Below are 23,209 nucleotides of genomic sequence, written 5' to 3'. Positions count from 1 at the left end.
GTGTGGCGCCCGTGGTGCCGGTGGGCACCGGCGGTTTCAGACGCGGGGGAAGCGGGCCAGGAGGTCCCAGATCGCCGGGTTCTCGCCGAGGTCCTCGTGCAGGTCCACCAGGTCCGCGATCACGTCCTGGAGGAAGTCGCGGGCCTCGCGGCGCAGCACGGAGTGGGGGAAGGCCAGCGGCGGGGTGTCGGCGGGGAGCCATTCCGCCTCGATGTCCACATGGCCGAAGCGCCGCTCGAACAGGAGGCGGTCGGAGGACTCGGTGAAGTCGAGCTCGGCGTACTGGGGGCGGGCGGCGCGGCTGCCGAGCGGGTCCCGGTCGAGCCGCTCGACGATGTCGCACAGCGCCCAGGCGAAGTCGAGTACCGGCACCCATCCCCAGGCTGTGGACAGCTCCTCGTCCCTGTCGGTGTCGGCGAGGTAGACGTCCCCGCAGAACAGGTCGTGCCGCAGCGTCCGCACGTCCGCGCGCCGGTAGTCGGTCTGCGGGGGGTCGGGGAAGCGGGTGGAGAGGGCGTAGCCGATATCGAGCACGTACGTGATCGTCCCATGCGGGGCGCGGTGCCCGCCCGGGAGCGTGGTCAGGCCAGCAGCGGGGTCAGCCCAGCAGCCGCTGTTCCTTCGCCACCGCCACCGCGCCCGCCCTGGTGTCGACGCCGAGCTTGTCGTAGATGCGGCCCAGGTGGGTCTTGACCGTGGCCTCGCTGATGAACAGGGCGCGGGCGATGTCGCGGTTGCCGAGGCCCTGCGCGAGCTGCTCCAGGATCTCCAGCTCGCGTTCGGTGAGCGTCGGCTGCGGTGAGCGCATCCGGGCCATGACCCGGCTCGCGACCGGCGGCGAGAGCGTCGTGCGCCCCTGCGCCGCGGCATGGATCGCGGCGAAGAGTTCTTCGGGGCGTTCGGCCTTCAGGAGGTAGCCCGTGGCCCCCGCCCCGATCGCCCGGGTGATGTCCGCGTCCGTGTCGTACGTGGTCAGGACGAGCACGTGCACCCCGGTCGGCGCGATCTGCCGGGTCGCCTCCACACCGTCGATGCCGGCACCGAGCTGGAGGTCCATGAGGACCACCTCGGGCCGCAGCTTCTGGGAGAGCGCGACGGCCTCCTCGCCACTGCCCGCCTCTCCGACCACCTCGATCCCGGGCGCGCTGTCGAGCAGGGCGAGCAGCCCGGCGCGAACGACGACGTGGTCGTCGCAGAGCAGGACGCGGATCGGCGCGGGCCCGGAGGCACCGGGACCGGAGGCACCGGGACCGGAGGCGTCCGGCCCTGAGGCATCGGGACCGGTGCCGGGGGCGGGGGAGGCGGCTGCAGGGGTCATGGGCGGTGCTCCAGGGGAATGGCGGCGGACAGGACGGTGCCCTCGCCGGGCGCGGACTCGACCGTCAGCCTGCCGCCGAGCTGCCCGGCGCGTGCGCGGATCGCGGGAAGTCCGTGGCCGCGGACGCCGGTCGGGGTGAGCTTCGCAGGGTCGAAACCACGCCCATTGTCCGCGATGTCGAGTACGACCTGGTCGTCGAGGAAGGTCAGGGTGAGCGCGGCGGCGCTCGCACCGGAGTGCTCGGTGACGTTGGCGAGCGCGCCCTGCGCGATCCGCAGCAGCGCGGACTCCACCCGGTCGGGCAGCGGCCGCGGTGTCCCGTCGACCCGGCAGCGCACCGAGAGCGTCTCACTCGTGGACCGCGCGGCCACCTCGTGCAGCGCGGCCGCGAGGCCGCCGCCTTCGGCGAGGTCGGCGGGCGCGAGATCGTGGACGAAGCGGCGGGCCTCGGCGAGGTTGCGCTCGGCGAAGGAGGCCGCCGTGTGCACATGGGTGCGGGCCTTGTCCGGATCGGATTCCCAGATGCGGTCGGCGGCCTGCAGCAGCATCCGCTGCGAGGACAGGCCCTGCGCGAGGGAGTCGTGGATCTCCATGGCGAGCCGCTGCCGTTCGGCGAGCGTCCCCTCGCGGCGTTCGATCGCGGCGATCCGTTCGCTCTGGCGCCGCATGTGGACGAAGACGGCGACCGCGAGGGCGGCGACGGCGGGCGGGGCGATGAGGAGGTTCGGGTCGAAGCCGTCGGACAGCCGGAGCTGCGCGACCACCACGAACGCGGTCAGTACGAGGACGAGGCCCAGCGCGAGCCGTACGGGAAGGGTGCGCAGACCGGTGTAGAGCAGCGGCACCGCACACCACGTGTAGCTCGGCGCGAGCACCACGAGGACCACCCAGACGCCGACGACCGCGCCGAGCCAGGCGAGCCCGCGCGGGGTGGCGCGGGCGGTGACGGTCGGGCCCAGCACGTACAGGAGCGCGAGGACGATGCTGAACGCGATGATCCACGGGGTGCGCGGTTCGCCGGGGTGCCGGATCAGGAAGCGGGCGAGCGAGGCGCCGAGCAGCGCGAAGAACGCCACGTGCATGACGCGCGCCAGCCAGCCGGCATCCGGGTCGTAGACTCCCTCGGGCCGTGGTGGCGACAGCAGGGCGCGGGCCCTGCGGTGGCGCGGGGCATCGCCGCTGACCTGCCGTTCTCGCACTGCGCACTCCTTTGCAACCCGTACATGGTGACCCCGGCGGGCCCCTGTGGCATCAACCGATCGGCTGACAGGGGTGTACCCCGTACCGCGCTCCGAGGGCAGCCGGTACGTCGACGCCCCGGGGTGGGTTCCGGACCCAGGATGGATACCGGTCCGGGCCACCGAGTCCGGCACACCGACCCTCACGGGTCACCGACTCACACAGGTCACCGACTCACACAGGTCACCGACTCACACGGGTCACCCACTCACACGGGTCACCGACCCTCACAGGTCATACCGACTCTCACCGGGTCAGCCACCCCGACTCCCAGGAGATCACCATGAAGAAGCTTTCGCTGCGCACCCGCGTTCTGACCGGCACCGCCGTCGCCGCCACCCTGGCCGCCGGCACCTTCGGCGCCGTCTCCGCCTCCGCCGCCCCGGCCGCCGCGCCGAAGAAGGCCGACGCCGCCAACTCGAACGTCATGCAGTCGAACCACCTGACGATCGAGGCCGCGACCGAGGCCGCCGAGGCCGCCCTGGACGCCGCCGAGGAGGAGAACCAGCGCGTCACCGTGGCGATCGTCGACCGCAACGGCAACACCATCCTCACCATGCGTGGCGACGGTGCGGGCCCGCAGTCCTACGAGTCGGCCATCAAGAAGGCCTACACCGCCGTCTCCTGGAACGCCCCGACCTCCGAGCTGGTCAAGCGCCTCGAGCAGGCCCCGAACCTGAAGGACATCCCGAACACCCTCTTCCTCGCCGGTGGCGCGCCCGTCACCGCCAAGGGTGCGCCCATCGCGGGCATCGGTATCGCGGGTGCCCCGTCCGGCGCCATCGACGAGAAGATCGCCCAGGCCGGCGTCGCCGCGCTGAACAAGTAAGCGGTACGGGGTGGACAGGGGGGCCGCACCTGACGCGGCCCCCCTCACCCCGCCCCTCGGGCTCACCCCGCCCCTCGGCCTCGCCCCCCGCAGGCTCGCCTCACCTGGTGGCCTCAAGGGCTAGCTCGCCCCTACGCGCAGCCCCCCACATGAAGTGAGCTCCTGCCTCAGAGCTCCTTGCGCAGCACTGCACACGGCCGCTGCATCGCCCGGTCCGTGCGGTGGCCGGTGACGAGGTAGCCGAGCGCCGACCAGAAGGCCATCGCGCGCGGGTTGTTCTGCAGCACGGCGAGTTTGACGGCCTTGCGGCCCTGCGCACGGAAGCGGTCCTCGACGAGTTCCGCCAACTGTCTTCCGTAGCCCTGGCGTTGCGGTGCCACCATCAGGAGCCCGATCCACGGGTCCGGGTCGGCGGGGTCCGGATGCTGTTCGAGGGTGATGGCGATGCCGACGAGTCGACCCTCGCTGCGGGCGAGGAGGACTTCGGTGCCGGGGTGCTGCAGTTCGCGGGCGAGTTCGGTGGCGACCTGGTCGACGCGGATGTCGTCCGGGTCGGGGAAGTCCCCGCTGAGGGAGAAGAAGTACCCGTTGGCGGCGTAGAGACCGGTGATCTCGGTCAGCAGTGCGCCGGGGAGTGCGCCGTCCACGGGGGTGAGCCGGTCGAGGATCATGAGGTGCAGGGTAGACGGGAGTGGCGGGTGTCCGGATCGGCGCCACTGCCCGGTCAGGAGGGTGAGAGCGCGCATCCCGGCGGACGGACTGTGCCGTGACGGTGGCCGCCTCAAGTCCGTTACGTTGAAGACAGCGGAAACACGAGCGGTGGAGGCGACATGCCGACGAAGGCGACCGAGTCATCCGCATCATCCGAGCCGGACCTGCCCGAGAGCCTGACCTGGGAGGAGCTTGGGCGGCTTCCGGGCGACATCGGCAAGGACATCGAACTGTGGCAGGGGAGGGTCGTGTGGAACAAGCGGCCTCCCATGGAGCACCAGGAGCTCGCCGTGCTCATGCGCATCGCACTCCTGGCCAACGCCCGCCGTGCCATGGACGATCAGCCCGGTGGCGAGGAGCGGCCCTGCTGGCAGGTCGGGGTGGAGACCAACGTTTTCTATACGCCCGACAAGTCCACTTTCCTCACCCCCGACTTCCTGATCCGCCGCTGCCTGCCCCGCGGCGCCGACACCTTCGTGGGCGACACCGTCCTGGTGGGCGAGGTGCTCTCCGGCTCGGATACTCCCAAGCGCAGGGAGTGGAAGATGCAGCGCTACGCGGAGGGCGGCATCCCTTGGTACTGGGAGGTCGAGCTCGACTCCCGCGGGAGCTGGGACGTCACGGTGGTCCGCGCGTACGGGCTGGCCGCGCTCGACCAGACCGGGCTCTCGGTCAAACCGCTGCGCCCCGCCCTGTACGTACCCGTCGGTGAGTGGGAGCCGGACGGTCTCGGTATCGAGTTCCCCGAACCCTTCGCCCTGAGCATCTCCTGGGAGGATCTGGCGTTCTGAGGCCCAGTCGCCCAGTCGCCCAGTCGCCCAGCCGTCCTGCCTGCCCCGCCCTGCCCAGGCGACAGGAACAGGCAGGGGCCCCGGGCGGCGTGCGCCAGGGGCCCCTGCCGGTGAGCTGAACGAACCTCAGACGCCGACGCCGAAGTCCTGCGCGATGCCCGCGAGGCCCGAGGCATAGCCCTGGCCGACCGCGCGGAACTTCCACTCCGCACCGTTGCGGTACAGCTCGCCGAAGACCATGGCGGTCTCGGTGGCCGCGTCCTCGGAGAGGTCGTAACGGGCGATCTCCTCGCCGCCGGCCTGGTTGATGATGCGGATGTACGCGTTGCGGACCTGGCCGAAGTTCTGCGAGCGGGTCTCCGCGTCGTAGATCGAGACCGGGAAGACGATCTTGTCGATCTCGGCCGGCAGGCCGGCCAGATTGACGTTGATCGCCTCGTCGTCGCCGGCGCCCTCGCCCGTGCGGTTGTCACCGGTGTGGACGATGGTCTGGTCCGGCGTGGACTTGTTGTTGAAGAAGACGAAGTGGCCTTCCGAGAAGACCTTGCCGTCGGCCTTCACCGCGATCGCAGAGGCGTCGAGGTCGAAGTCGGTGCCGGTGGTGGTACGGACATCCCAGCCCAGTCCCACGGTGACGGCGGTCAGACCCGGCGCCTCCTTGGTCAGCGAGACATTGCCGCCCTTGGACAGGCTTACAGCCATGGAGGTCCCTTTCCCCTAGATGTGTGCGGTGCTCCGCGACCTGGACTGGACGAAGCTACCGTCACAGGGGTTAACGCGGAGGGCCGAGTGCCGGTTCCCGCTCTGTCTGTCTGTTTTCTGTCCGCTTTCCTGCGTACGGCGACCTACCGCCGTTGCCAAGGCCCCCGGGCCGCACGCAGGGCCTGTCCCCACCACACCAGCTCGGCCAGCATCGCCTCGGCCTCCGGTCCGGCCTGTTCGGGCGCCGCCCAGCCCCCGTCGGCAGTGAAGTGCTCGTAGTAGCGCGGGAAGGACACGTGGTCGCGGACGGTGTGGGCGCCCAGCTCGTTGAAGATCTGCCGCAGGTGCTCGATGGCGAGCAGCCCGCCCGAGGCGCCGCTGTAGCCGACGAAGCCGATCGCCTTGCGCTGCCACTCGGTGAAGTGCCAGTCGACGGCCTGCTTCAGGGAGCCGGGGATCGAACGGTTGTAGTCGGGGGTCACCACCACGATCGCGTCCGCCTCGGCCAGGGCCCGGGTCAGTGCCAGCATGCCTTCCGGGCGTTCGGGGTCCGGGTCCATCGCCGGCGGGACCTCGGGCAGTGCGAGCGGCAGGTCGACGGTCGCCAGGTCGACCACCTCCACCTCGAAGCCGCCGTGCGCCTTGGCCTGCCCGGCGAACCAGTCCGCCACCACCGGGCCGAAGCGGCCCCGGCGGACGCTGCCGGTGATCACGGCGAGCTTGAGGGGGGTAGAGGTCGCGTCTGTCGCGGATATTGCCGTTGTCGCTGTTGCTGTTGCTGTTGCTGTTGTTGCTGCTGCCGCCGCAGTTGTCTTCGTTGTCTCTGTTGTCGTCATGGTGTTCACTCTGCTGGCCCGGGCGGCCCGGAGGGAGGCCGGTCCGAGGCTGGTAGCGGGAGGGCCACCATAAGGATCTCGCCCGTCGAGTGGACTAGACCTTTCCCGGGAGTTCACGCCACACTGTCCCCGTGAGACATGTCATCGCCCTCGACGTGGGCGGCACCGGAATGAAAGCCGCCCTGGTCGGGGCGGACGGCGGTCTGCTGCATGAGGCGCGCCGCCGTACCGGACGCGAGCGCGGCGCCGAGGCGGTGGTCGAGGCGATCCTCGGCTTCGCCGCCGACCTCCTCGCGTACGGCGAGCAGAAGTACGGGCGGCGGGCCGAGGCCGCGGGCGTGGCGATCCCCGGGATCGTGGACGCCGAGCGCGGCATCGCGGTCTTCGCGGCGAATCTGGGCTGGGAGAACGTACCGCTCAGGGCGCTGCTGCAGGACCGGCTCTCCGTCCCCGTCGCGCTCGGCCACGACGTCCGTACCGGCGGGCTCGCCGAAGGGCGGATCGGGGCGGGCCGGGGCGCGGACCGCTTCCTGTTCCTGCCGCTCGGCACCGGGATCGCGGGCGCCATCGGCATCGACGGCCGGATCGAGCCCGGAGCTCACGGCAGTGCGGGCGAGATCGGTCATATCGTGGTACGCCCGGATGGCCCTTTGTGCGGCTGCGGTCAGCGCGGCTGTCTGGAGCGGCTGGCCAGCGCCTCCGCCGTGACCGAGGCCTGGGCCGCGGCGAGCGGCGATCCGGAGGCGGACGCCGCGGACTGCGCGAAGGCCGTGGAATCCGGTGACCCGCGGGCGGCCGAGGTCTGGCGGCACGCGATCGGTGCGCTCGCCGACGGGCTGATCACCGCCGTCACCCTGCTCGACCCCCGGACGCTGATCATCGGTGGCGGACTCGCCGAAGCCGGGGAAACCTTGTTCCGACCGCTGCGAGCGGCCGTCGAGGAGCGGATCACCTTCCAGCAGCTCCCGTCGATCGTCCCGGCGGCCCTCGGGGACACCGCGGGCTGCCTGGGCGCGGGCCTCCTCGCCTGGGACCTCCTCGAAGCCGGACCCGCGGCGGACCCGACCTCCACCGCCGACCGTACCCCCGCCCCCGACGCCCCGGACCCCGCCCCCGACGCCCGGGACCCCGCCCCCGACGCCCCGGACCGCGCCACCACCGCCGTACGGACCAACCCCGACCCCACCCCGGAGGTAACCACCTGATGGCCGCACGCAAGGTACTCACCGGCGCCCGGGTGGTGCTGCCCACCGGAACCGTCACCGGCGGCCGGGTCATCGTCGACGAGCGGGGCCGGATCGCCGGCTCCGCCGAGCCGGACGCCCCGGCCGTCGACCTGTCCGGCCACTGGGTGGTCCCCGGTTTCGTGGACATCCACAACCACGGCGGCGGCGGCGCGTCCTTCATGTCCGGCACCGTGAACGACGTGCTCAAGGGGGTGCGCACCCACCGCGAGCACGGCACCACGACCCTGGTGGCCTCCACCGTCACCGGCGACCTCGACTTCCTGGCGCAGCGCGCCGGGCTGCTCTCCGAACTGGCCGAGCAGGGCGAGATCGCGGGCATCCACTTCGAGGGCCCGTTCATCTCGCCCTGCCGCAAGGGCGCCCACGACGAGGAGCTCCTGCGCGATCCCGACCCCGCGGACGTGCGCAAGCTGATCGACGCCGCGCGCGGGCAGGCCCGTATGGTCACGCTCGCCACCGAGCTGCCCGGCGGCGTGGACTCCGTACGCCTGCTCGCCGAGCACGGGGTGATCGCGGCCGTCGGCCACACCGATGCCACGTACGAGCAGACGAAGGAGGCCATCGACGCGGGCGCCACCGTCGCCACCCACCTCTTCAACGCGATGCCCGCGATCGGCCACCGGATGCCGGGCCCGGTCATCGCGCTCCTGGAGGACGAGCGGGTCACCGTCGAGCTGATCAACGACGGGACGCATCTGCACCCGGCCGCCCTGGAGATGGCCTTCCACCACGCGGGTGCCGGGCGGACCGCGTTCATCACCGACGCGATGGACGCGGCCGGCTTCGGCGATGGCGCGTACATGCTCGGCACGCTCGCCGTCGAGGTGAGGGACTCGGTGGCGCGCCTGGTCACCCAGGACGGCTCCGAGGGCTCGATCGCCGGTTCGACGCTGACCCTGGACCGCGCCTTCAAGCGCGCGGTGACCGTCGACAAACTTCCCGTCGAGGATGTCGTCCGGGCCATCTCGGCCAATCCGGCCAAGCTGATCGGCGCCTACGACGAGGTCGGTTCGCTGGAGCCGGGCAAGTACGCGGACCTGGTGGTGCTCGACGAGGCGTTCTCGGTGGTCGGCGTGATGCGGCGCGGCACGTGGGTGGTGGATCCCCAGGCGGGGTGACACGGCTCCGCAACGATCTTGGCTCGGTGCGGAGGCGGTCGGCCCCGAGGTCTGGGCCGACCGCCTCCTGTTTGGCATGATCAGGACGCCCGTACCCGCACCGGTACGGGCGTCCGCACATGCATCGCCACACGCACGTGCACCCGCACCGACACACGTATCGCCACACGCACCGAATCGCACTCCGGGGGTGCCTCCCGTGATCCTCACGGTCACGCTCAACACGGCCCTGGACCTGACGTATCACGTGGAGCGCCTCGTCCGGCACTCCTCGCACCGGGTCACCACGGTCACCGAACGCCCCGGCGGCAAGGGGCTCAACGTCGCCCGTGTGCTCGGCGCCCTCGGGCACGACGTCACCGTCACGGGGTTCGTGGGCGGGGCGACCGGGGAGTCCGTACGGGGCGGCCTGTCCGGCGTACGTGACGAGCTGTTCCCCGTGGCGGGGGCGACGCGGCGCACCGTCGCCGTGGTGGACGAGGCCTCCGGCGACACCACCCAGTTCAACGAGCCCGGGCCGCTGATCGGGCCCGCCGAATGGTCGGCCTTCCTCGCCTCGTACGAACAACTCCTGCCCTCCGCCTCGGCGGTGGCGCTCTGCGGCAGCCTGCCGCCCGGGGTGCCCGTCGGGGCGTACGCGCAGCTCATCCGGGCCGCGCGCGGCGCGGGCGTGCCGGTGCTGCTCGACACGAGCGGGGAGCCGCTGCGCCGCGGTATCGCCGCCCGGCCCGACATCGTGAAGCCGAACGCGGACGAGCTGGGCGAACTCACCGGCTCCTGGGAGCCGTTGCCCGCGGCGCGGGCGGCCCGCCGTCGCGGCGCCCACGCGGTCGTCGCCTCGCTGGGCCCCTCCGGCCTCCTGGCCGCGACCCCGGAGGGCACCTGGCAGGCCACCCCGCCCGCCCGTGTCCCGGGGAACCCGACCGGTGCGGGCGACTCGGCGGTCGCGGCCCTCCTGGCCGGGCTCGTCGCCGGCGAGCCCTGGCCGCAACGCCTCGCCTCGGCGGTCGCCCTCTCGGCGGCGACCGTACTGGCCCCGGCGGCAGGCGAGTTCGACGCCTCGGCCTACGAGGACTTCCTGGCCGAGGTGAGAGTGGAACACCACACGGACGCGGCCTGATCCGCCCCGCCCGAGCGGGTCAGGACTTGGGATCCTTGTTCTCGGCCAGCCACATCTGGTCGATGTTGGCATTGCACTTGTCGCTCTGCTCGCAGGAGAGCGTGACGATGTTGGTGCCCTTCTTGAGCTGCACCACCGCGAAGGTGTGGGTCCAGCCCTTCTCCCACTCGCCCGGTTCGGCATTGGCGAAGTTCTTCATGTTCAGCGGGCGGGTCTGCTTGTCGCCGTTGACCGTCAGGGTCCCGGTCGTGTCCTCACCCGGGACCCCGTAACTCACGTAGATCCGGTACGTGCCAGGCTTCTCGAAGCCGTCGATCTGCCAGGTCAGCGAGGCGCCCACCTGGTTGAAGCCCGCCACGTACATACCGGCGTCGGCGCCCTCGACATCCGAGGCCGTCTCGGCCGGGGGCGTGAGGCGCAGGACCTTCGCGTCGGTCTTCGGGAGCTCGACCGGCTCCTCTTCCTCCTTGGCCTCCGGGGTCGGGGAGGGGTCCTTCGAGGCGGGGGCCGTGGGCTGGGTGTCGTCGCCCGTACCCGCCTTCGGGTTGTCGTCGTCCCCGCCGAGCACCGCGATGCTGATGCCGACCACGACGGCCGCGACCACGGCGATCGCACCGATCAGCAGGCCCTTGGTGTTCGGGCCGCGCCCGCGGGGCGCGCCGCCCGGGCCGCCGTGTCCGCCGCCCGGGCCGCCGTGCCCGCCCTGGCCGGGGCCCGCGCCGTAGGACTGCTGCTGCGGGATCGTCCGGGGGGCCTGCCCGGGGAAGGTCTCCGGGGCCGAGTAGTGCGCCTGGCCGTAGCCCTGCTGCTGCGGGGGCGCCTGTTGCGCGTACCCCTGCGGAGCGGGTCCCTGCTGCCCGTACTGCCGCTCGCCGACCGCGCGGACCTGGTGGTGCGAGGAGGCGCGGTTCGGGTAGCCGTAGCCACCGCCGCCGGGCGGCGGATTGGCGCCCGCGGCCTGGCCGTCGGCGTACAGGTAGCCGAACGGGTCCTCTTCCGCGGGCGTGCGCGCGCCGTTGTCGCCAGGCGTGGTCATCCCGGGTCACTCCTCAGGCAGGTCGGTCGGTCGGGCGGAACGCGGCCGTACGTAACACAGGCGTCCGTACGTATCCGGCCGAGCGTACCCGCTTCGAAGGACCCGAACGGGTGATGTTGCCGAGGAATACCAGTTGACCTGGGGCTATCCGGCCCGTCTGTGCTGTTTGGCACGTGATCTTTTCTCGATGTACATCCGCTGGTCGGCCGACTGGAGCACTTCGTCCGCCGACATCCCGCATTGTGCCCAGCCGATGCCGAAGCTCGCACCGACCCGGACCGCACGGCCGTCCACGCGCATCGGCGGGATGATCGCACTGCGCAGCCGCACCGCGAGATCGGCGGCGTCCGCGCGGCCGAGCCCGTCGGCGAGCACCACGAATTCGTCGCCGCCGAGCCGCGCGACCGTATCGCCGTCGCGCACCCCGCTGGTGAGCCGCCGGGCGACCTCGATCAGGACGGCGTCGCCGGTGTGGTGCCCGAAGCGGTCGTTGATCGACTTGAAGCCGTCGAGATCGCAGAACAGCACCGCGAGCCCCTTGGTCCCGTCGTCCTGTTCGCCCTGCGGGGCTACGACGTGCACATGGTGGTCGTAGCTTCCGTATCCGGCGGTGGGCGATGCGGAGTCGGCGACCGCATGCCCCCCGAAGTCGAAGCGATGGCCGCCCGAGTCATGGAGGGTGTCGTAGCCCTGGTCGTACGGGGAGGCGTTGGCGTCGTAGGCCATGGCGCCGTTGTAGGGGGCGGGCGAGCCGTAGGCCGCGTCCAGGGATTCGACGGCGGTCGGCGGCACGGACCGGGGGCGCCCGCACAGCCGGGCGCCGAGCCGCGCGCGCAGTTCGGCGCTGTTGGGCAGGCCGGTCAGGGCATCGTGCGAGGCGCGGTGGGCGAGGTGCAGCTCGTGGCGCTTGCGCTCCTCGATGTCCTCGACGTGGGTGAGGAGGAAGCGGGGGCCGTCGGTGGTGTCGGCGACGACGGAGTTGCGCAGTGAGACCCATATGTACGTGCCGTCGCGGCGGCCCAGCCGCAGCTCGGCGCGGCCGCCTTCGGCGGAGGTGCGCAGCAGGGTGCCCACGTCCTCGGGGTGGACGAGGTCGGCGAAGGAGTAGCGGCGCATCGCTGCGGCCGGGCGGCCGAGCAGCCGGCACAGGGCGTCGTTGGTCCGCAGGAGCCGGCCCTGCTGGTCGCCGCCCATCTCGGCGATGGCCATGCCGCTCGGCGCGTACTCGAAGGCCTGCCGGAAGGACTCCTCGCTGGCCCGCAGCGCCTGCTGCTCCCTTTCGAGTCTGACCAGGGCGCGCTGCATGTTTGCTCGAAGCCGAGCGTTGCTGATTGCAATGGCGGCCTGGAATGCGTACATCTGCAGCGCTTCCCGGCCCCAGGCGCCCGGCAGGCGCCCGTTGCGCGGTTTGTCGACCGAGATGACGCCGATCAGCTCGCCGCCCGCGGAGCCCGCCGCGTACATCGGCGCGTAGAGGCGGTCGCAGGGGTGCCACTCGTCCTCGAAGCGGGGCTCGGGGCCGTCCGTGTGCCACTGCGGCACGTCGTCCTCGCGCAGCATCCAGCCCTCGGTGTGCGGGATGTAGCGCAGTGACCCCCAGGCCTCGCCCATGGCGAGCCTGCGCTCCCAGGAGGCGCGGGAGCCCACGCGGCCGGTGATGAGGGCCTCGGCGGCGGCGTTGCCGGCGAAGGCGGCGACGACCAGATCGCCGTCGGCGCGTACGAGATTGACGCAGCCGAGCTCGTAACCGAGCCCGGTCACCACGCCGTCGGCCACGGCCTGGAGGGTGTCGGCCAGACTGCGGGCCGTGTTCAGCTCGGCGACGACCTGATGCAGCTGCCGCAGGGTCGCAAGACGGACATAGGGCTCCGACTCGGTCTCCATGCTCGCTCTCCCCGAGACGACAGCAAATCCAGAACCAACCGCTTCCTCAGCTCTTCTCCTTCTGCCTCAGCCACTGAATCACAGCGAGCTGTCCACCCGGTACACAGGGTCAGCAAAATATGGAGCCTGTGAGTCAAGTCACAGCAGGTGATGAAGGGTTGGGAGTGTGGTGGACGGGTTTCGCTTCTGTTTCCTGAACGCAAATCGTGGGGTGCCGAGGCGGGTATGGAGGCGGGTATGGCGGCGAGGTGCGGGGGCAGGGTGCGGTGGTGGGGCGCGGACTCGGGCCGGGGTCCTAGGCCGGGCGCCCGATGTGCGGGCGCCGGTCGCGGTATTACGTTCGAGGCGTGTCGCAAGCAGTGAAGTTCCCCGCAGCAGTGCCCCCGCCCGCCGAACGCCGTGCGGACCCGACCGCCGAACGCCGTGCGGACCCGACCGCCGTGCATCCTGGGGGGGTGAGCAACGACGAGTTCCGGGCCGCCATGTCGCGCCTTGCCGCCGGGGTGGTCCTGGTGACCGCCCAGGAGGAGCAGCTGGGGGAGGGCGGACCGGCCGGCGAGGACGTCGGGATGACCGCCACGGCCTTCATGTCCGTCTCCCTCGACCCACCGCTGGTCCTCGTCTCCATCCGGGAGGGCTCCCGGATGGACGACCTGCTCGCCGAGCAGCCGCGCTGGGCGGTCTCGGTGCTCGCCGAGTCCCAGCGCCATATCGCGGGGCGGTTCGCGATGAAGGGCCGGATCAGCGACCGGCTGCTGTTCGAGGACATCCCCTACGTGCGGGGGGAGTTCTCCGGGGCGCCGCTGGTGGGCGGGGCGTTGGCGACGCTGGAGTGCGAGACCGAGTCACGGGTGGCGGCGGGGGATCACACGCTGGTGGTGGGGCGGGTGATGGCGGCCTCGCTGCCGAGCGCGGAGGGCGGACCGCTGATGTACTTCCGGGGCCGCTACCGGCAGTTGGGCTGAGACCCGCGACCCCGCGACCCCGCGCCCCTGCGGCGTCCGGCCCGCAGTCACGACCCCTCGCGACCCATCACGACCAGTCGCGCCCCGAGCGGCCTCGCTTCGTCTCCGAGCGGGCCTTCTTCTGGCGGAGGCGGCGTTCGTTGATCCCCCGCGGGATCCGCGTCGGACGCCGCGGCCGGGGTGGCGGCGCGGTGGCCTCCGCAAGCAGGGCGGCCAGCCGGGTCGCCGCCATTTCCCGGTTGCGCCACTGCGAGCGGTGCTCGGAGGCCCGTACGGAGATCACCCCGTCCACGAGCCGCGAGGCGAGCCGTTCCAGCGCCCGCTCCTTCCAGACCTCGGGCAGAGCCTTCGTGTTCGCGAGGTCGAAGCGCACCTCGGCCTGCGAGTCGGAGGTGTTGACATGCTGCCCGCCCGGCCCTGAGGACCGGGAGAAACGCCACATGAGCTCGGCCTCGGGCAGGGAGACGGAGCCGCGGATGACGTGGGGAGCAGGCATGTCTCCATTCTGCGGGCCCGTGCGTGCCCGCGTCACGCCGATTTCCGGGGCCGCGGAAGTGGATACGACGACGCGGATGCGACAGCGCGGATGCGACAAAGGTGACCACCCGTTGCACAAGCGATATCTCAGTGGTGTAGACCTGAGGGACGAGAACAGGACGTCACGGGGGACCGACTGGAACATGACGAGGGTGGGAATTCAGCTGTGCAGCGGCGCACGAACATACTGATGGCGGCAGGCGCCGCACTGGGTCTCACGGTGACGCTGGCGGGCTGCGGAGGTGGCCCCGGCTCGGACGAGGTGACCCTCAGGCTGGTGGCCGCCGACTACGGCGCCTCCGATGCGGACAGCTCGAAGAAGTACTGGGCGGACCTCGTGGAGAAGTACGAGGCCGAGCACCCCGACATCGACGTCGAGGTGACCGTGCTCAGCTGGGAGAAGGTGGACGCCGAGGTCGCCAAGATGGTCAAGGAGGGCAACGCGCCCGACATGGCCCAGATCGGGGCGTACGCCGACTACGCGGCGCAGGGCAAGCTCTACGCCGCGGACGAGCTGCTCTCCGTCCCCACCCAGGGCGACTTCCTGCCCGCGCTCTCCTCGGCCGGTGAGGTCAACCGGATCCAGTACGGCATGCCGTTCGCCTCGTCGACGCGTCTGATGTTCTACAACAAGGATCTCTTCGAGGCCGCCGGGATCACCGAGGCCCCGGGGAGCTGGGAGCAACTCGCCGACGATGCCGCGCTGTTGAAGGCAAGCGGCGTCAAGTACCCGTTCGCGCTGCCGCTCGGCAGCGAGGAGGCGCAGGCCGAGACCCTGATGTGGCTGCTCGCCGGTGGCGACGGCTACACCGACCAGGTCGGCTCGTACACCCTCGACTCCGATCCGAACGTCAAGACCTTCGAATGGCTCAAGGAGAACCTGGTCGACGAGGAGCTCGTCGGTCCGACGCCGCCGGGGGAACTCAACCGTCAGGACGCCTTCGACGCCTTCTCCGCCGGAGAGGTCGGCATGCTCAACGGGCACCCGACGCTGATCGGGCAGGCGAAGGAGAAGGGCGTCGACTTCGGGATGGTGCCGCTGCCGGGGCGGGACGGCGAGGCCGAGGCCACGATGGGTGTGGCCGACTGGATGATGGCGTTCAAGCAGAACGGCCACCGCGACGAGATCGGCTCGTTCCTCGACTTCGTCTACAGCAAGGAGAACGTCCTGGACTTCTCCGAGCGATACAACATCCTCCCGGTGACCGACGGGGCGGTCGAGGAGATGGCCGGGGACGAGAAGTACAAGGAGCTGTGGAGCTTCCTGGAGGAGCTGCCCAACTCGCAGCTCTACCCCGTCGGCAACACCTCCTGGGCGCAGGTCAGCGCCGACATCAAGGAGAACATCGGCAAGGCCCTCGCCCCGGGCGCAGGCCCCCGCGCGGTCCTCACGGACATCCAGAACAAGGCGAAGCTGGCGGAGTCGGCGGAGTAGCCGGAGTCGGCGGAGTGGCCGGAACCGGCGGGCGGCCCGGAACCGGCGGGGCAGCCCTGAGCTGGGGGGGGGCAGCCCTGAGCCGGCGGGGCAGCCCGGAACCGGCGGGCGGTCGGTCCTGGCTCAGCGGCGGGCTCGGCGTTCCGCGCGGATGCGGCGCAGGCGGTTGACCGTCACCGGGTCGTGCGCGAGGGCGCGCTCGTCGTCGAGCAGGACGTTGAGCAGCTGATGGTAGCGAGTGGGCGACATCGCGAGCTCCTCGCGTATCGCTCGTTCCTTCGCGCCGGGCGAGACCCAGTTCCGCTGCTCGATCGCGAGTACGGCCCGCTCCCGAGCGCCCAGCGCGGGTTCGACCGGGCCGGGCTGGGTCGCGTCGGGCCGGTGCGGGTCGGGCCGGTGCGGGTCGGGCTGGGTCGCGTCCGGCCGGTGCGGGTCGGGCTTGTTCGGTTCGGCCTCGGCCTGATCGGTCATGCCGTCCACGGTAGCGAGGCCCACCGACATCGACAGGATCGATAGGCTCGTCGCATGGGCAGCCATCCGTACCGCACGTCCGATCTGCCGACGCCGTCCACCGCGGCCGGCCGTGACGGGCTCGCCGCGCTTCTCGCGCATCCCGGGCGGGCCGTGATCGCCCTCGACTTCGACGGGACGCTCGCGGAGATCGTGCCCGATCCCGAGCAGGCCCGCGCCCACCCCGACGCCGTCCCCGCGCTCGCCGCGCTCGCCCCGCGGGTGGCCTCCGTCGCGGTGATCACCGGGCGGCCCGCCGGGGTCGCCGTGCGCTACGGCGGGTTCGCGGGCGTACCCGGCCTCGAACACCTCGTGGTACTCGGGCACTACGGCGCCGAGCGCTGGGACGCCGTCTCCGGAACGGTCCGGGCGCCCCGCCCGCATCCCGGGGTGGCCGCGGTGCGGGCCGAACTGCCCGGGTTCCTCGACGCGCTGGGGATCTGGCGGGGTACGTGGATCGAGGAGAAGGGGCGGGCGGTGGCGGTCCACACCCGGCGGGCCGAGGATCCCGCCGCCGCCTTCGAGGCACTGCGGGTGCCGCTCGCCGAGCTGGCCGCGCGGCACGGGCTGGTCGTCGAGCCGGGGCGGCTGGTCCTGGAGCTGCGGCCGCCGGGGGTGGACAAGGGGGTCGCGCTGGCCTCGTACGTACGCGAGGTCGGCGCCGGGTGCGTGGTGTACGCGGGGGACGATCTCGGTGATCTTCCCGCGTTCGCGGCGGTGGAGAAGCTGCGCTCGGAGGGGGTCGCCGGGCTTGTCGTCTGCAGTGGGAGCGCGGAGGTGTCGGAGCTCTCGGAGCGGGCGGACATGGTGGTGGACGGTCCGGCCGGGGTGGTGGGCCTGCTGCGGGCAGTGGCGGCCGAGCTTTCCCCTACCCGCCCCTTCCCGAAACCGGGGGCGTAGCCCCCGGACCTCTGGTCCTCGAACTCCCCCACGCTCTCAAGGGCGTGGGAGGTGTCCCCTGGACGGGCTGGGTTCGGAGCTCACTCCCGCAGCGCCTCCACCTGGTCCAGGAACCACCGTGCGGGCGGCAGTGCCGTGCCCGCCGCAGCCAGGCCCTTCGTGCGTTCGGTGCGTTCGTCGGCGGGCATGGCGAGGCCGGTGTGGAGGGCCTCGGCCGTCGCCGAGATGTCGTACGGGTTCACGGTCAGTGCGTGCTCGCGGAGTTCCTCGCAGGCTCCCGCCTCATGGGAGAGGACCAGTGCGCAGCCTGCGTCGGAGACGACGGGGATTTCCTTGGCGACCAGGTTCATGCCGTCCCTGATGGGGTTGACCAGGGCCACGTCCGCGATCCGGTACGCGGCGAGCGAGCGCGCGAAGTCGTCCTTGACGTGCAGGATCACCGGTGTCCAACCGGGCGTTCCGCAGGCCGAGTTGATCTCCTCGGCGAGCCGCGAGACCTCCGCCGTGTACGCGCGGTAGACCGCGAGATCCTGCCGCGACGGGTAGGCGAAGGCGACGTGAACGACCCGCTCGCGCCACTCGGGGCGGGTGTCGAGGAGTTCCCGGTACGCGTGCAGGCCGCGCACGATGTTCTTCGACAGTTCCGTCCGGTCCACGCGGACGATCACCTTGCGTTCCGCCCCGCCGATCTGCTCCCGCAGCTCCGCGATCCGCTCCTCGACATCCCGTTCGTGCGACCGCGTGCGCAGGAACTCGGCGTCGACGCCCAGGGCGTGGACGTCGATCCAGGTGGTGGACAGGGGAGGTCGGCCGGTGGCGCTGTGCTCGATGTGCTGCGGCCGGCCCGGGACCCGGGCGTACGAGGTGATGCGCGCGCTGTCGACCGAGTCGGCGCAGGACCGGAAGCCGTGGGCCCAACGCCGGGTCAGGAAGCCGAGCCGGTCCGCGCCGAGCATGCCCCACACGAGTTCCTCGCGGATGTCCTCCGGCAGCATCCTGAAATACTCCGGCGGAGCCCACGGCGTGTGCGAGAAGTGGCCGATGCGCAGGTCGGGGCGCAGGGAGCGGAGCATCCCGGGCACGAGGGCCAGGTGGTAGTCCTGCACGAGCACCACCGCGCCCCGCGCCGCCTCCTCGGCGAGCGCGGCGGCGAAGGCCCGGTTGTAGGTGCGGTACGCCTCCCACTCGCGGCGGAACTCCGCACCGAACGACGGCTCGATCGGCGTCTGGTACAGCATGTGGTGGAGAAACCACAGCACCGAGTTGGCGACCCCGTTGTACGCCGCTTGGTGCACGTCCGGGTCGATGTCGAGCATCCGCACGCCGGGCTCGCCCACCCCGCGCCGTACCGCCTCGCGGTCGCCTTCGCCCAGCGCCGAGCAGACCCAGAGCGCGTCCGTCTCGTCGCCGATCGCGGAGAGACCGGAGACGAGCCCGCCTCCGCCGCGCTTCGCGTCGAGGGTCCCGTCCTCCCGTGGGGAGTAGGAGACGGGGCCGCGATTGGACGCGACGAGGACGTGTGCGGCGCGCTCGCCCTGCTCGGAGACCATGACGCGAACCTAGCCCACGCCGTGAGCGCTCAAAAGTACGCGTGCGCCGCACGGTCGGCAGTCGGTCCCGGTCAGCCGGCGCTCGACCGGGGACCGGCCGGCGGTCAGTCGCGGTGGGAGCGTGAGGCCGCCAGGGCCAGTGCGCCCAGGCCGCACAGCACGATCGCCAGCCCGCCGAACAGCATCGTGTTCGAGCCGCCGCCGGTTTCGGCCATCATCGGCGTGACCGCCTCCCCGTCGGCGCGGCTGCCCTCGGCCCCTGCCTCGGCCCCTGCCCCGGCCCCTGCCCCGGCGGCGGCCGGGGCGATCGCGCGTCCGTGGTCGGAGAGGGTCACGGCGGTGTCCTGGCGTGCGGCGGGCGGCTCGGCGCCCACGGCCACGGCCACGGTGGCGGGGGCGAGGAGGGTGAGTGAGGTGGCGGCGGTCGCGGCGGCGACGAGGGCGCCCAGGGTACGGAGGGTCTTTCGCGTAGCGTGTCTGAACCACATAAATGGGAAATTTAGGCAATAACCATGATCAGGACAGGTACCGCCACGCGCACAGGCAGGCTGCTATGCCACCCGCCGGTCCCGGTACTCCGCGATCTCCGCCATCGGCGGCCGCTCCTCGGTGTCCACGGCATGCGTCCGTGGCTCGAAACCGTCGCTGCCCCGCTCGAACTGGGTCAGCCGCGGCCGTACGAGATGGCCGCGCGCGAGCCGTAGCTGCGCGGTCCGGTAGATGGCCGCGGCCATCTGGCCGAGGGCGCGCCCGTCCTGGTGGCGGTGCTTGCGCACACCGACGTCGACCTGGGCGAGCGCGTCGAGGCCCACCGTGTGCAGCGCGTCGACGAGGAGGCCGAGTTCCACGCCGTATCCGACGGGGAACGGCAGCCGCTCCAGGAGCGAGCGCCGGGCCGCGTACTCGCCGCCCAGCGGCTGTACGAATCCGGCCAGCCGGGGCCAGTGCAGGTTGAGCAGCGGGCGGGCCACCAGCTCGGTGACCCGGCCGCCCTGGTCGTTGGGCACGGAGCCGCCGGGAGAACCGCCCGGTCCGCTGCCCGGTCCGCCGGAGCCGCCCGCCCCCGCGCCCTCGCCGAGCGGCCGGTCGTACATCGCCTTGACGAACTGCACCTCGGGATCGGTGAGCAGCGGCCCGACGATCCCGCTGACGAAGTCCGGCGAGAACTCGCGCAGATCCGCGTCCACGAAGCAGACGATCTCCCCGCTCGTCACGAGCAGCGAACGCCACAGCACCTCGCCCTTGCCGGGCACGGCCGGGATCCGCGGGAGGATCGCGTCCCGGTGCACCACGCGCGCGCCGGCCGCCGCCGCGACCTCGGCCGTACGGTCGGTGGAACCGGAGTCGATCACCACGAGCTCGTCGACGAGGGGGGCGTCCGGACTCATCAGCTCACGCCGGATGACCGTGACGATCTGCCCGACCGTGGCCTCCTCGTCGAGGGCGGGCAGCACCACGGAGACCGTCGCGCCCTGCCGGGCCTTCTCGGCCAGGAGGACATCGAGCGGCCGGTCCTTCACCGACCAGGAGCGCCGCTCCAGCCAGCGCTCCACCTCTTCGAGCACGCCTGCCCACACCTGTCTCTCTGTGATCCATCTCGCCGTTCGGACGACTATCTCAACGGCTGGGGCCTTCGGTTACAGTCTTGAACAACGCGTACGACCACCGCATGCCGGGGGTCGCCGCGCGGGACACAAACACCTGGTCCACGGACAGACACCAGGTCATACCGCTCATCCAGAGGGGCAGAGGGATACGGCCCGTTGAAGCCCCGGCAACCCTCCAGTCAGTCTTCGCACCGCGCGACGCGAGGTCCCTGACTCGGGAAGGTGCCAAATCCGTCTCATGGCGAAGTGCGTCATGAGGAAGATGAGGAGAAAGGGCCTCGCCTGCCATGGCTGTACAGACCGTCGAACCCACCACCCCCGAAGCCGCCGCCTCCGCCGCCGCTTCCGTGGATCTCGGCCCCGCCGCCGCCCTCTCCTGCCGCGAGTGCGGCCACCGCGTACCGCTCGGCCCGCTCTTCGCCTGCCAGGAGTGTTTCGGCCCTCTGGAGATCGCCTACGACTTCGAGGCGTACGAGACCGAGGAGCTGCGCCGCCGCATCGAGGCCGGACCGGCGAACATCTGGCGTTACGCGCCGCTCCTGCCCGTCCCCGCGGACGTGGCCGAGAAGCCCAACCTGAACCCGGGCTGGACCAAGCTCGTCAAGGCCGACAACCTGGCGCGCGAGCTCGGCGCCGAGCCCGGGAAGCTGTTCGTCAAGGACGACTCCGGCAACCCCACGCACTCCTTCAAGGACCGCGTCGTCGCCCAGGCCATCGAGGCCGCCCGCGCCTTCGGCTTCACCACCCTGTCCTGCTCCTCCACCGGCAACCTCGCGGGCGCGGTCGGCGCCGCCGCCGCGCGGGCCGGCTTCCGCTCCTGTGTGTTCATCCCGCACGACCTGGAGCAGGGCAAGGTCGTCATGGCCGCCGTCTACGGCGGTGAGCTCGTAGCCATCGAGGGCAACTACGACGACGTGAACCGCTTCTGCTCCGAGCTCATCGGCGACCCGCTGGGCGAGGGCTGGGGCTTCGTCAACGTCAATCTGCGCCCGTACTACGCGGAAGGCTCCAAGACCCTCGCGTACGAGATCTGCGAGCAGCTCGGCTGGCGGCTGCCCGACCAGCTGGTCATCCCGATCGCCTCCGGATCGCAGCTCACGAAGATCGACAAGGGGCTGCAGGAGCTCATCAGGCTGGGGCTCGTCGAGGACAGGCCGTACAAGATCTTCGGCGCGCAGGCGGAGGGCTGCTCGCCGGTCTCGGCGGCCTTCAAGGCCGGGCACGACGTCGTGCGCCCGCAGAAGCCCGACACCATCGCCAAGTCGCTCGCCATCGGCAACCCGGCCGACGGCCCGTACGTCCTCGACATCGCGCGCCGTACGGGCGGAGCGGTGGAGGACGTGAACGACGCGCAGGTCGTCGAGGCGATCAGGCTGCTCGCGCAGACCGAGGGAATCTTCGCCGAGACGGCCGGTGGTGTGACCGTGGGGGTCGCGCGCAAGCTGTTCGACCAGGGCGTCCTCGATCCCTCGCTGACCACCGTGGTGCTCAACACCGGCGACGGCCTCAAGACCCTCGACGCGGTCGCCGACAGCGGCGCCACCGCGACCATCCGCCCGGACCTGGACGCGTTCCGCGCGGCGGGGCTCGCTGGCTGAGGCGCCCCCGTATCCCCTCTCCCTCCTCCTGAAAGGCTTCGAAGTCCCATGAGCGTGAACGTCCGGATCCCCACCATCCTGCGCACCTACACCGGCGGCAAGGCCGAGGTCGCGGCCGAGGGCGCGACCCTCGCCGACGTCATCGCCGACCTGGAGAAGAACCACACGGGCATCGCCGCGCGCGTCCTCGACGACCAGGGCAAGCTGCGCCGCTTCGTGAATGTGTACGTGAACGACGACGACGTGCGCTTCGAGCAGGGCCTTCAGACGGCCACCCCGGACGGCGCCGGCGTCTCGATCATCCCGGCCGTCGCGGGCGGCTGAAAGCTTCCGTTCCGCTTCTTCCCGCTCTTCCTGCCCCTCCGCTTCCCCGCCCCCTCCGCTTCCCCGCCTCCGCGCGGGAAGCGGAGGGGGCAATTCTGTATGGTTGAGCGCGGTACAGTTGGGAATGCTGTTTCGCCTTTATGAGCGGATGCGGTGAGCGTGTGCCGCGGTCATATGAGAACTCGCCCGCGTGCTGACAAGAATTCAGATCCGCGCTCGCGTCAAATGCACGATTTAGCCCCTTTCGCCCGGCCCGACTTGCCCTGACGTCTGGCGAATTCTCCGTACATTCCCGATCGGTCGTGCCCAGAATTCTCGTCCGATTGACCTGTTGCAGACGGCAGTTGGACAGATACATTCAGCGGCGGTCGACGCGTTCCGGCGCACACCCCCACCTGTCGGGGGGTGAGGTCTGACCCGGATTCGCGAAGTGCGGATCTGTGCAAGGGCCAGTAATAGGGGAGTTAGGCATGGCTCAGGGCACCGTCAAGTGGTTCAACGCGGAGAAGGGCTACGGCTTCATCGCGGTCGACGGTGGTGCGGATGTTTTCGTCCACTACAGCGCGATTCAGATGGACGGATACCGCACCCTTGAAGAGGGCCAGCGGGTCGAGTTCGAGATCTCGCAGGGTCAGAAGGGGCCGCAGGCGGACATGGTCCGCGTGACTGCCTGATCGCGCCGGAGCAAGTCTGCAACGACGTGATGAAGGGTCCGCATCCCGGGAACGGGGTGCGGACCCTTCTGCGTCCGGGGCCCGGCGTGAGGGCCCTGACGTGGGGATCTTCGAGACGCGCTTGCACTCGACCAGGCCGAGTGCTAATCATTGGCGTTAGCACTCTACGAGTGAGAGTGCTACACGAACTTGGATCGGCCGGTGAGGTCGCCGGACCTGGCGGGGCAAGGAACCGCCAGCTGCCGGAGACCGTCCGTCGCGGGCACCGCGCCCGATCC

The 23,209-nt window shown here is 71.3% G+C and carries 24 protein-coding genes and 1 riboswitch; of the genes, 11 read left to right on the top strand and 13 right to left on the bottom strand.

From position 1 onward, the window contains the following. Positions 1-36: 36 nt before the first annotated feature. The 3 genes from ACLF6P_RS10750 to ACLF6P_RS10740 all read right to left on the bottom strand — a co-directional run bounded on the left by ACLF6P_RS10750 (position 37) and on the right by ACLF6P_RS10740 (position 2,400). Complete coding sequence (locus ACLF6P_RS10750; RefSeq protein WP_415949765.1) at positions 37-534, bottom strand: hypothetical protein; 498 nt, start codon at positions 532-534, stop codon at positions 37-39. 64 nt (positions 535-598) lie between these two features. Next, the gene (locus tag ACLF6P_RS10745) at positions 599-1,318 is read right to left on the bottom strand and encodes a response regulator (RefSeq protein WP_415949764.1); all 720 of its coding nucleotides are present in this window, start codon (positions 1,316-1,318) and stop codon (positions 599-601) included. Then, complete coding sequence (locus ACLF6P_RS10740; protein WP_415949793.1) at positions 1,315-2,400, bottom strand: sensor histidine kinase; 1,086 nt, start codon at positions 2,398-2,400, stop codon at positions 1,315-1,317. The genes ACLF6P_RS10745 and ACLF6P_RS10740 overlap by 4 nt, the downstream gene beginning before the upstream one ends. 440 nt (positions 2,401-2,840) lie before the next feature. Here ACLF6P_RS10740 and ACLF6P_RS10735 point away from each other — a divergent pair, with 440 nt between their 5' ends. Then, positions 2,841-3,386 carry a GlcG/HbpS family heme-binding protein gene (locus ACLF6P_RS10735; RefSeq protein WP_415949763.1) on the top strand — a complete coding sequence of 182 codons (546 nt, stop codon included), beginning with the start codon at positions 2,841-2,843 and terminating at the stop codon, positions 3,384-3,386. A 167-nt stretch (positions 3,387-3,553) separates the two neighbouring features. On the opposite strand, the gene ACLF6P_RS10730 is transcribed toward ACLF6P_RS10735, so the two are convergent. Further along, positions 3,554-4,057, bottom strand: a complete 504-nt coding sequence (locus ACLF6P_RS10730; RefSeq protein ID WP_415949762.1) for a GNAT family N-acetyltransferase — start codon at positions 4,055-4,057, stop codon at positions 3,554-3,556. Between the two features lie 159 nt (positions 4,058-4,216). On the opposite strand from ACLF6P_RS10730, the gene ACLF6P_RS10725 reads away from it, so the two are divergent. Beyond that, the gene (locus ACLF6P_RS10725) at positions 4,217-4,888 is read left to right on the top strand and encodes a Uma2 family endonuclease (protein WP_415949761.1); all 672 of its coding nucleotides are present in this window, start codon (positions 4,217-4,219) and stop codon (positions 4,886-4,888) included. Positions 4,889-5,014: 126 nt separating this feature from the next. Here the strand turns inward: ACLF6P_RS10725 and ACLF6P_RS10720 are convergent, their stop codons facing one another. Both ACLF6P_RS10720 and ACLF6P_RS10715 read right to left on the bottom strand, forming a co-directional pair. After that, positions 5,015-5,590 carry a TerD family protein gene (locus tag ACLF6P_RS10720; RefSeq protein WP_415949760.1) on the bottom strand — a complete coding sequence of 192 codons (576 nt, stop codon included), beginning with the start codon at positions 5,588-5,590 and terminating at the stop codon, positions 5,015-5,017. Between the two features lie 143 nt (positions 5,591-5,733). Next, positions 5,734-6,303, bottom strand: coding sequence for an NADPH-dependent FMN reductase (locus ACLF6P_RS10715; RefSeq protein ID WP_415949758.1), 570 nt, complete (start codon positions 6,301-6,303; stop codon positions 5,734-5,736). Between the two features lie 254 nt (positions 6,304-6,557). On the opposite strand from ACLF6P_RS10715, the gene ACLF6P_RS10710 reads away from it, so the two are divergent. The 3 genes from ACLF6P_RS10710 (at position 6,558) to ACLF6P_RS10700 (ending at position 9,911) form a co-directional block, all read left to right on the top strand. Then, positions 6,558-7,631 (top strand): ROK family protein, encoded by a 1,074-nt coding sequence (locus ACLF6P_RS10710; RefSeq protein ID WP_415949757.1) that lies wholly within the window; start codon positions 6,558-6,560, stop codon positions 7,629-7,631. Beyond that, positions 7,631-8,791, top strand: a complete 1,161-nt coding sequence (gene nagA / locus ACLF6P_RS10705; protein WP_415949756.1) for an N-acetylglucosamine-6-phosphate deacetylase — start codon at positions 7,631-7,633, stop codon at positions 8,789-8,791. The genes ACLF6P_RS10710 and nagA overlap by 1 nt, the downstream gene beginning before the upstream one ends. Before the next feature lie 199 nt (positions 8,792-8,990). After that, positions 8,991-9,911, top strand: coding sequence for a 1-phosphofructokinase family hexose kinase (locus ACLF6P_RS10700; RefSeq protein ID WP_415949755.1), 921 nt, complete (start codon positions 8,991-8,993; stop codon positions 9,909-9,911). 19 nt (positions 9,912-9,930) lie between these two features. On the opposite strand, the gene ACLF6P_RS10695 is transcribed toward ACLF6P_RS10700, so the two are convergent. Continuing rightward, positions 9,931-10,947, bottom strand: a complete 1,017-nt coding sequence (locus ACLF6P_RS10695; protein ID WP_415949754.1) for a carbohydrate-binding protein — start codon at positions 10,945-10,947, stop codon at positions 9,931-9,933. A gap of 144 nt (positions 10,948-11,091) precedes the next feature. Beyond that, positions 11,092-12,831, bottom strand: coding sequence for a diguanylate cyclase CdgB (cdgB, locus tag ACLF6P_RS10690; RefSeq protein ID WP_415949753.1), 1,740 nt, complete (start codon positions 12,829-12,831; stop codon positions 11,092-11,094). 311 nt (positions 12,832-13,142) lie between these two features. Here cdgB and ACLF6P_RS10685 point away from each other — a divergent pair, with 311 nt between their 5' ends. After that, on the top strand, positions 13,143-13,796 hold the full coding sequence (locus ACLF6P_RS10685) for a flavin reductase family protein (RefSeq protein WP_415949752.1): 654 nt from the start codon (positions 13,143-13,145) through the stop codon (positions 13,794-13,796). A gap of 67 nt (positions 13,797-13,863) precedes the next feature. Here the strand turns inward: ACLF6P_RS10685 and arfB are convergent, their stop codons facing one another. Beyond that, positions 13,864-14,292, bottom strand: a complete 429-nt coding sequence (gene arfB, locus ACLF6P_RS10680) for an alternative ribosome rescue aminoacyl-tRNA hydrolase ArfB (protein WP_415949751.1) — start codon at positions 14,290-14,292, stop codon at positions 13,864-13,866. 231 nt (positions 14,293-14,523) lie between these two features. On the opposite strand from arfB, the gene ACLF6P_RS10675 reads away from it, so the two are divergent. Further along, the gene (locus ACLF6P_RS10675; protein WP_415949749.1) at positions 14,524-15,768 is read left to right on the top strand and encodes an extracellular solute-binding protein; all 1,245 of its coding nucleotides are present in this window, start codon (positions 14,524-14,526) and stop codon (positions 15,766-15,768) included. A 123-nt stretch (positions 15,769-15,891) separates the two neighbouring features. Here ACLF6P_RS10675 and ACLF6P_RS10670 read toward each other — a convergent pair whose 3' ends face one another. Continuing rightward, on the bottom strand, positions 15,892-16,239 hold the full coding sequence (locus ACLF6P_RS10670; protein WP_415949748.1) for a DUF3263 domain-containing protein: 348 nt from the start codon (positions 16,237-16,239) through the stop codon (positions 15,892-15,894). A 54-nt stretch (positions 16,240-16,293) separates the two neighbouring features. On the opposite strand from ACLF6P_RS10670, the gene otsB reads away from it, so the two are divergent. Continuing rightward, positions 16,294-17,178, top strand: coding sequence for a trehalose-phosphatase (gene otsB, locus ACLF6P_RS10665; protein ID WP_415949746.1), 885 nt, complete (start codon positions 16,294-16,296; stop codon positions 17,176-17,178). Positions 17,179-17,258: 80 nt separating this feature from the next. On the opposite strand, the gene ACLF6P_RS10660 is transcribed toward otsB, so the two are convergent. The 3 genes from ACLF6P_RS10660 to ACLF6P_RS10650 all read right to left on the bottom strand — a co-directional run bounded on the left by ACLF6P_RS10660 (position 17,259) and on the right by ACLF6P_RS10650 (position 20,293). Beyond that, positions 17,259-18,728, bottom strand: a complete 1,470-nt coding sequence (locus ACLF6P_RS10660; RefSeq protein WP_415949745.1) for an alpha,alpha-trehalose-phosphate synthase (UDP-forming) — start codon at positions 18,726-18,728, stop codon at positions 17,259-17,261. A gap of 104 nt (positions 18,729-18,832) precedes the next feature. Then, a complete protein-coding gene (locus ACLF6P_RS10655; protein ID WP_415949743.1) occupies positions 18,833-19,216 on the bottom strand; it encodes a hypothetical protein in 384 nt (127 codons plus the stop codon). Between the two features lie 63 nt (positions 19,217-19,279). Further along, positions 19,280-20,293 carry a glucosyl-3-phosphoglycerate synthase gene (locus ACLF6P_RS10650; protein ID WP_415949742.1) on the bottom strand — a complete coding sequence of 338 codons (1,014 nt, stop codon included), beginning with the start codon at positions 20,291-20,293 and terminating at the stop codon, positions 19,280-19,282. 165 nt (positions 20,294-20,458) lie between these two features. Continuing rightward, positions 20,459-20,604: riboswitch (SAM riboswitch) on the top strand. Between the two features lie 18 nt (positions 20,605-20,622). Between ACLF6P_RS10650 and thrC the strand changes: the two genes are divergently transcribed. The 3 genes from thrC to ACLF6P_RS10635 all read left to right on the top strand — a co-directional run bounded on the left by thrC (position 20,623) and on the right by ACLF6P_RS10635 (position 22,931). Next, complete coding sequence (gene thrC / locus ACLF6P_RS10645) at positions 20,623-21,933, top strand: threonine synthase (protein ID WP_415949741.1); 1,311 nt, start codon at positions 20,623-20,625, stop codon at positions 21,931-21,933. Between the two features lie 48 nt (positions 21,934-21,981). Beyond that, positions 21,982-22,257, top strand: coding sequence for a ubiquitin-like small modifier protein 1 (locus ACLF6P_RS10640; RefSeq protein ID WP_415949740.1), 276 nt, complete (start codon positions 21,982-21,984; stop codon positions 22,255-22,257). A 470-nt stretch (positions 22,258-22,727) separates the two neighbouring features. Then, the gene (locus tag ACLF6P_RS10635) at positions 22,728-22,931 is read left to right on the top strand and encodes a cold-shock protein (RefSeq protein WP_004986573.1); all 204 of its coding nucleotides are present in this window, start codon (positions 22,728-22,730) and stop codon (positions 22,929-22,931) included. Positions 22,932-23,209: the final 278 nt, after the last annotated feature.

The organism is Streptomyces lothianensis (assembly GCF_047779955.1).
Lineage (GTDB): Bacteria > Actinomycetota > Actinomycetes > Streptomycetales > Streptomycetaceae > Streptomyces.
Note: the sequence above shows the minus strand (reverse complement) of the source record. Positions and strands in the feature narration are given on the sequence as shown.

What these genes read in the sequence shown, in the direction of transcription:
- ACLF6P_RS10640 (WP_415949740.1), top strand. Translation starts at nt 21,982, where the DNA reads ATGAGCGTGAACGTCCGGATCCCCACCATCCTGCGCACCTACACCGGC.
- ACLF6P_RS10660 (WP_415949745.1), bottom strand. Translation starts at nt 18,728, where the DNA reads ATGGTCTCCGAGCAGGGCGAGCGCGCCGCACACGTCCTCGTCGCGTCC.
- ACLF6P_RS10675 (WP_415949749.1), top strand. Translation starts at nt 14,524, where the DNA reads ATGGCGGCAGGCGCCGCACTGGGTCTCACGGTGACGCTGGCGGGCTGC.
- otsB (WP_415949746.1), top strand. Translation starts at nt 16,294, where the DNA reads ATGGGCAGCCATCCGTACCGCACGTCCGATCTGCCGACGCCGTCCACC.
- thrC (WP_415949741.1), top strand. Translation starts at nt 20,623, where the DNA reads ATGGCTGTACAGACCGTCGAACCCACCACCCCCGAAGCCGCCGCCTCC.
- nagA (WP_415949756.1), top strand. Translation starts at nt 7,631, where the DNA reads ATGGCCGCACGCAAGGTACTCACCGGCGCCCGGGTGGTGCTGCCCACC.
- ACLF6P_RS10655 (WP_415949743.1), bottom strand. Translation starts at nt 19,216, where the DNA reads ATGTGGTTCAGACACGCTACGCGAAAGACCCTCCGTACCCTGGGCGCC.
- ACLF6P_RS10720 (WP_415949760.1), bottom strand. Translation starts at nt 5,590, where the DNA reads ATGGCTGTAAGCCTGTCCAAGGGCGGCAATGTCTCGCTGACCAAGGAG.
- ACLF6P_RS10735 (WP_415949763.1), top strand. Translation starts at nt 2,841, where the DNA reads ATGAAGAAGCTTTCGCTGCGCACCCGCGTTCTGACCGGCACCGCCGTC.
- ACLF6P_RS10745 (WP_415949764.1), bottom strand. Translation starts at nt 1,318, where the DNA reads ATGACCCCTGCAGCCGCCTCCCCCGCCCCCGGCACCGGTCCCGATGCC.
- ACLF6P_RS10635 (WP_004986573.1), top strand. Translation starts at nt 22,728, where the DNA reads ATGGCTCAGGGCACCGTCAAGTGGTTCAACGCGGAGAAGGGCTACGGC.
- ACLF6P_RS10740 (WP_415949793.1), bottom strand. Translation starts at nt 2,400, where the DNA reads ATGCACGTGGCGTTCTTCGCGCTGCTCGGCGCCTCGCTCGCCCGCTTC.
- cdgB (WP_415949753.1), bottom strand. Translation starts at nt 12,831, where the DNA reads ATGGAGACCGAGTCGGAGCCCTATGTCCGTCTTGCGACCCTGCGGCAG.
- ACLF6P_RS10685 (WP_415949752.1), top strand. Translation starts at nt 13,143, where the DNA reads ATGTGCGGGCGCCGGTCGCGGTATTACGTTCGAGGCGTGTCGCAAGCA.
- ACLF6P_RS10670 (WP_415949748.1), bottom strand. Translation starts at nt 16,239, where the DNA reads ATGACCGATCAGGCCGAGGCCGAACCGAACAAGCCCGACCCGCACCGG.
- ACLF6P_RS10695 (WP_415949754.1), bottom strand. Translation starts at nt 10,947, where the DNA reads ATGACCACGCCTGGCGACAACGGCGCGCGCACGCCCGCGGAAGAGGAC.
- ACLF6P_RS10730 (WP_415949762.1), bottom strand. Translation starts at nt 4,057, where the DNA reads ATGATCCTCGACCGGCTCACCCCCGTGGACGGCGCACTCCCCGGCGCA.
- ACLF6P_RS10725 (WP_415949761.1), top strand. Translation starts at nt 4,217, where the DNA reads ATGCCGACGAAGGCGACCGAGTCATCCGCATCATCCGAGCCGGACCTG.
- arfB (WP_415949751.1), bottom strand. Translation starts at nt 14,292, where the DNA reads ATGCCTGCTCCCCACGTCATCCGCGGCTCCGTCTCCCTGCCCGAGGCC.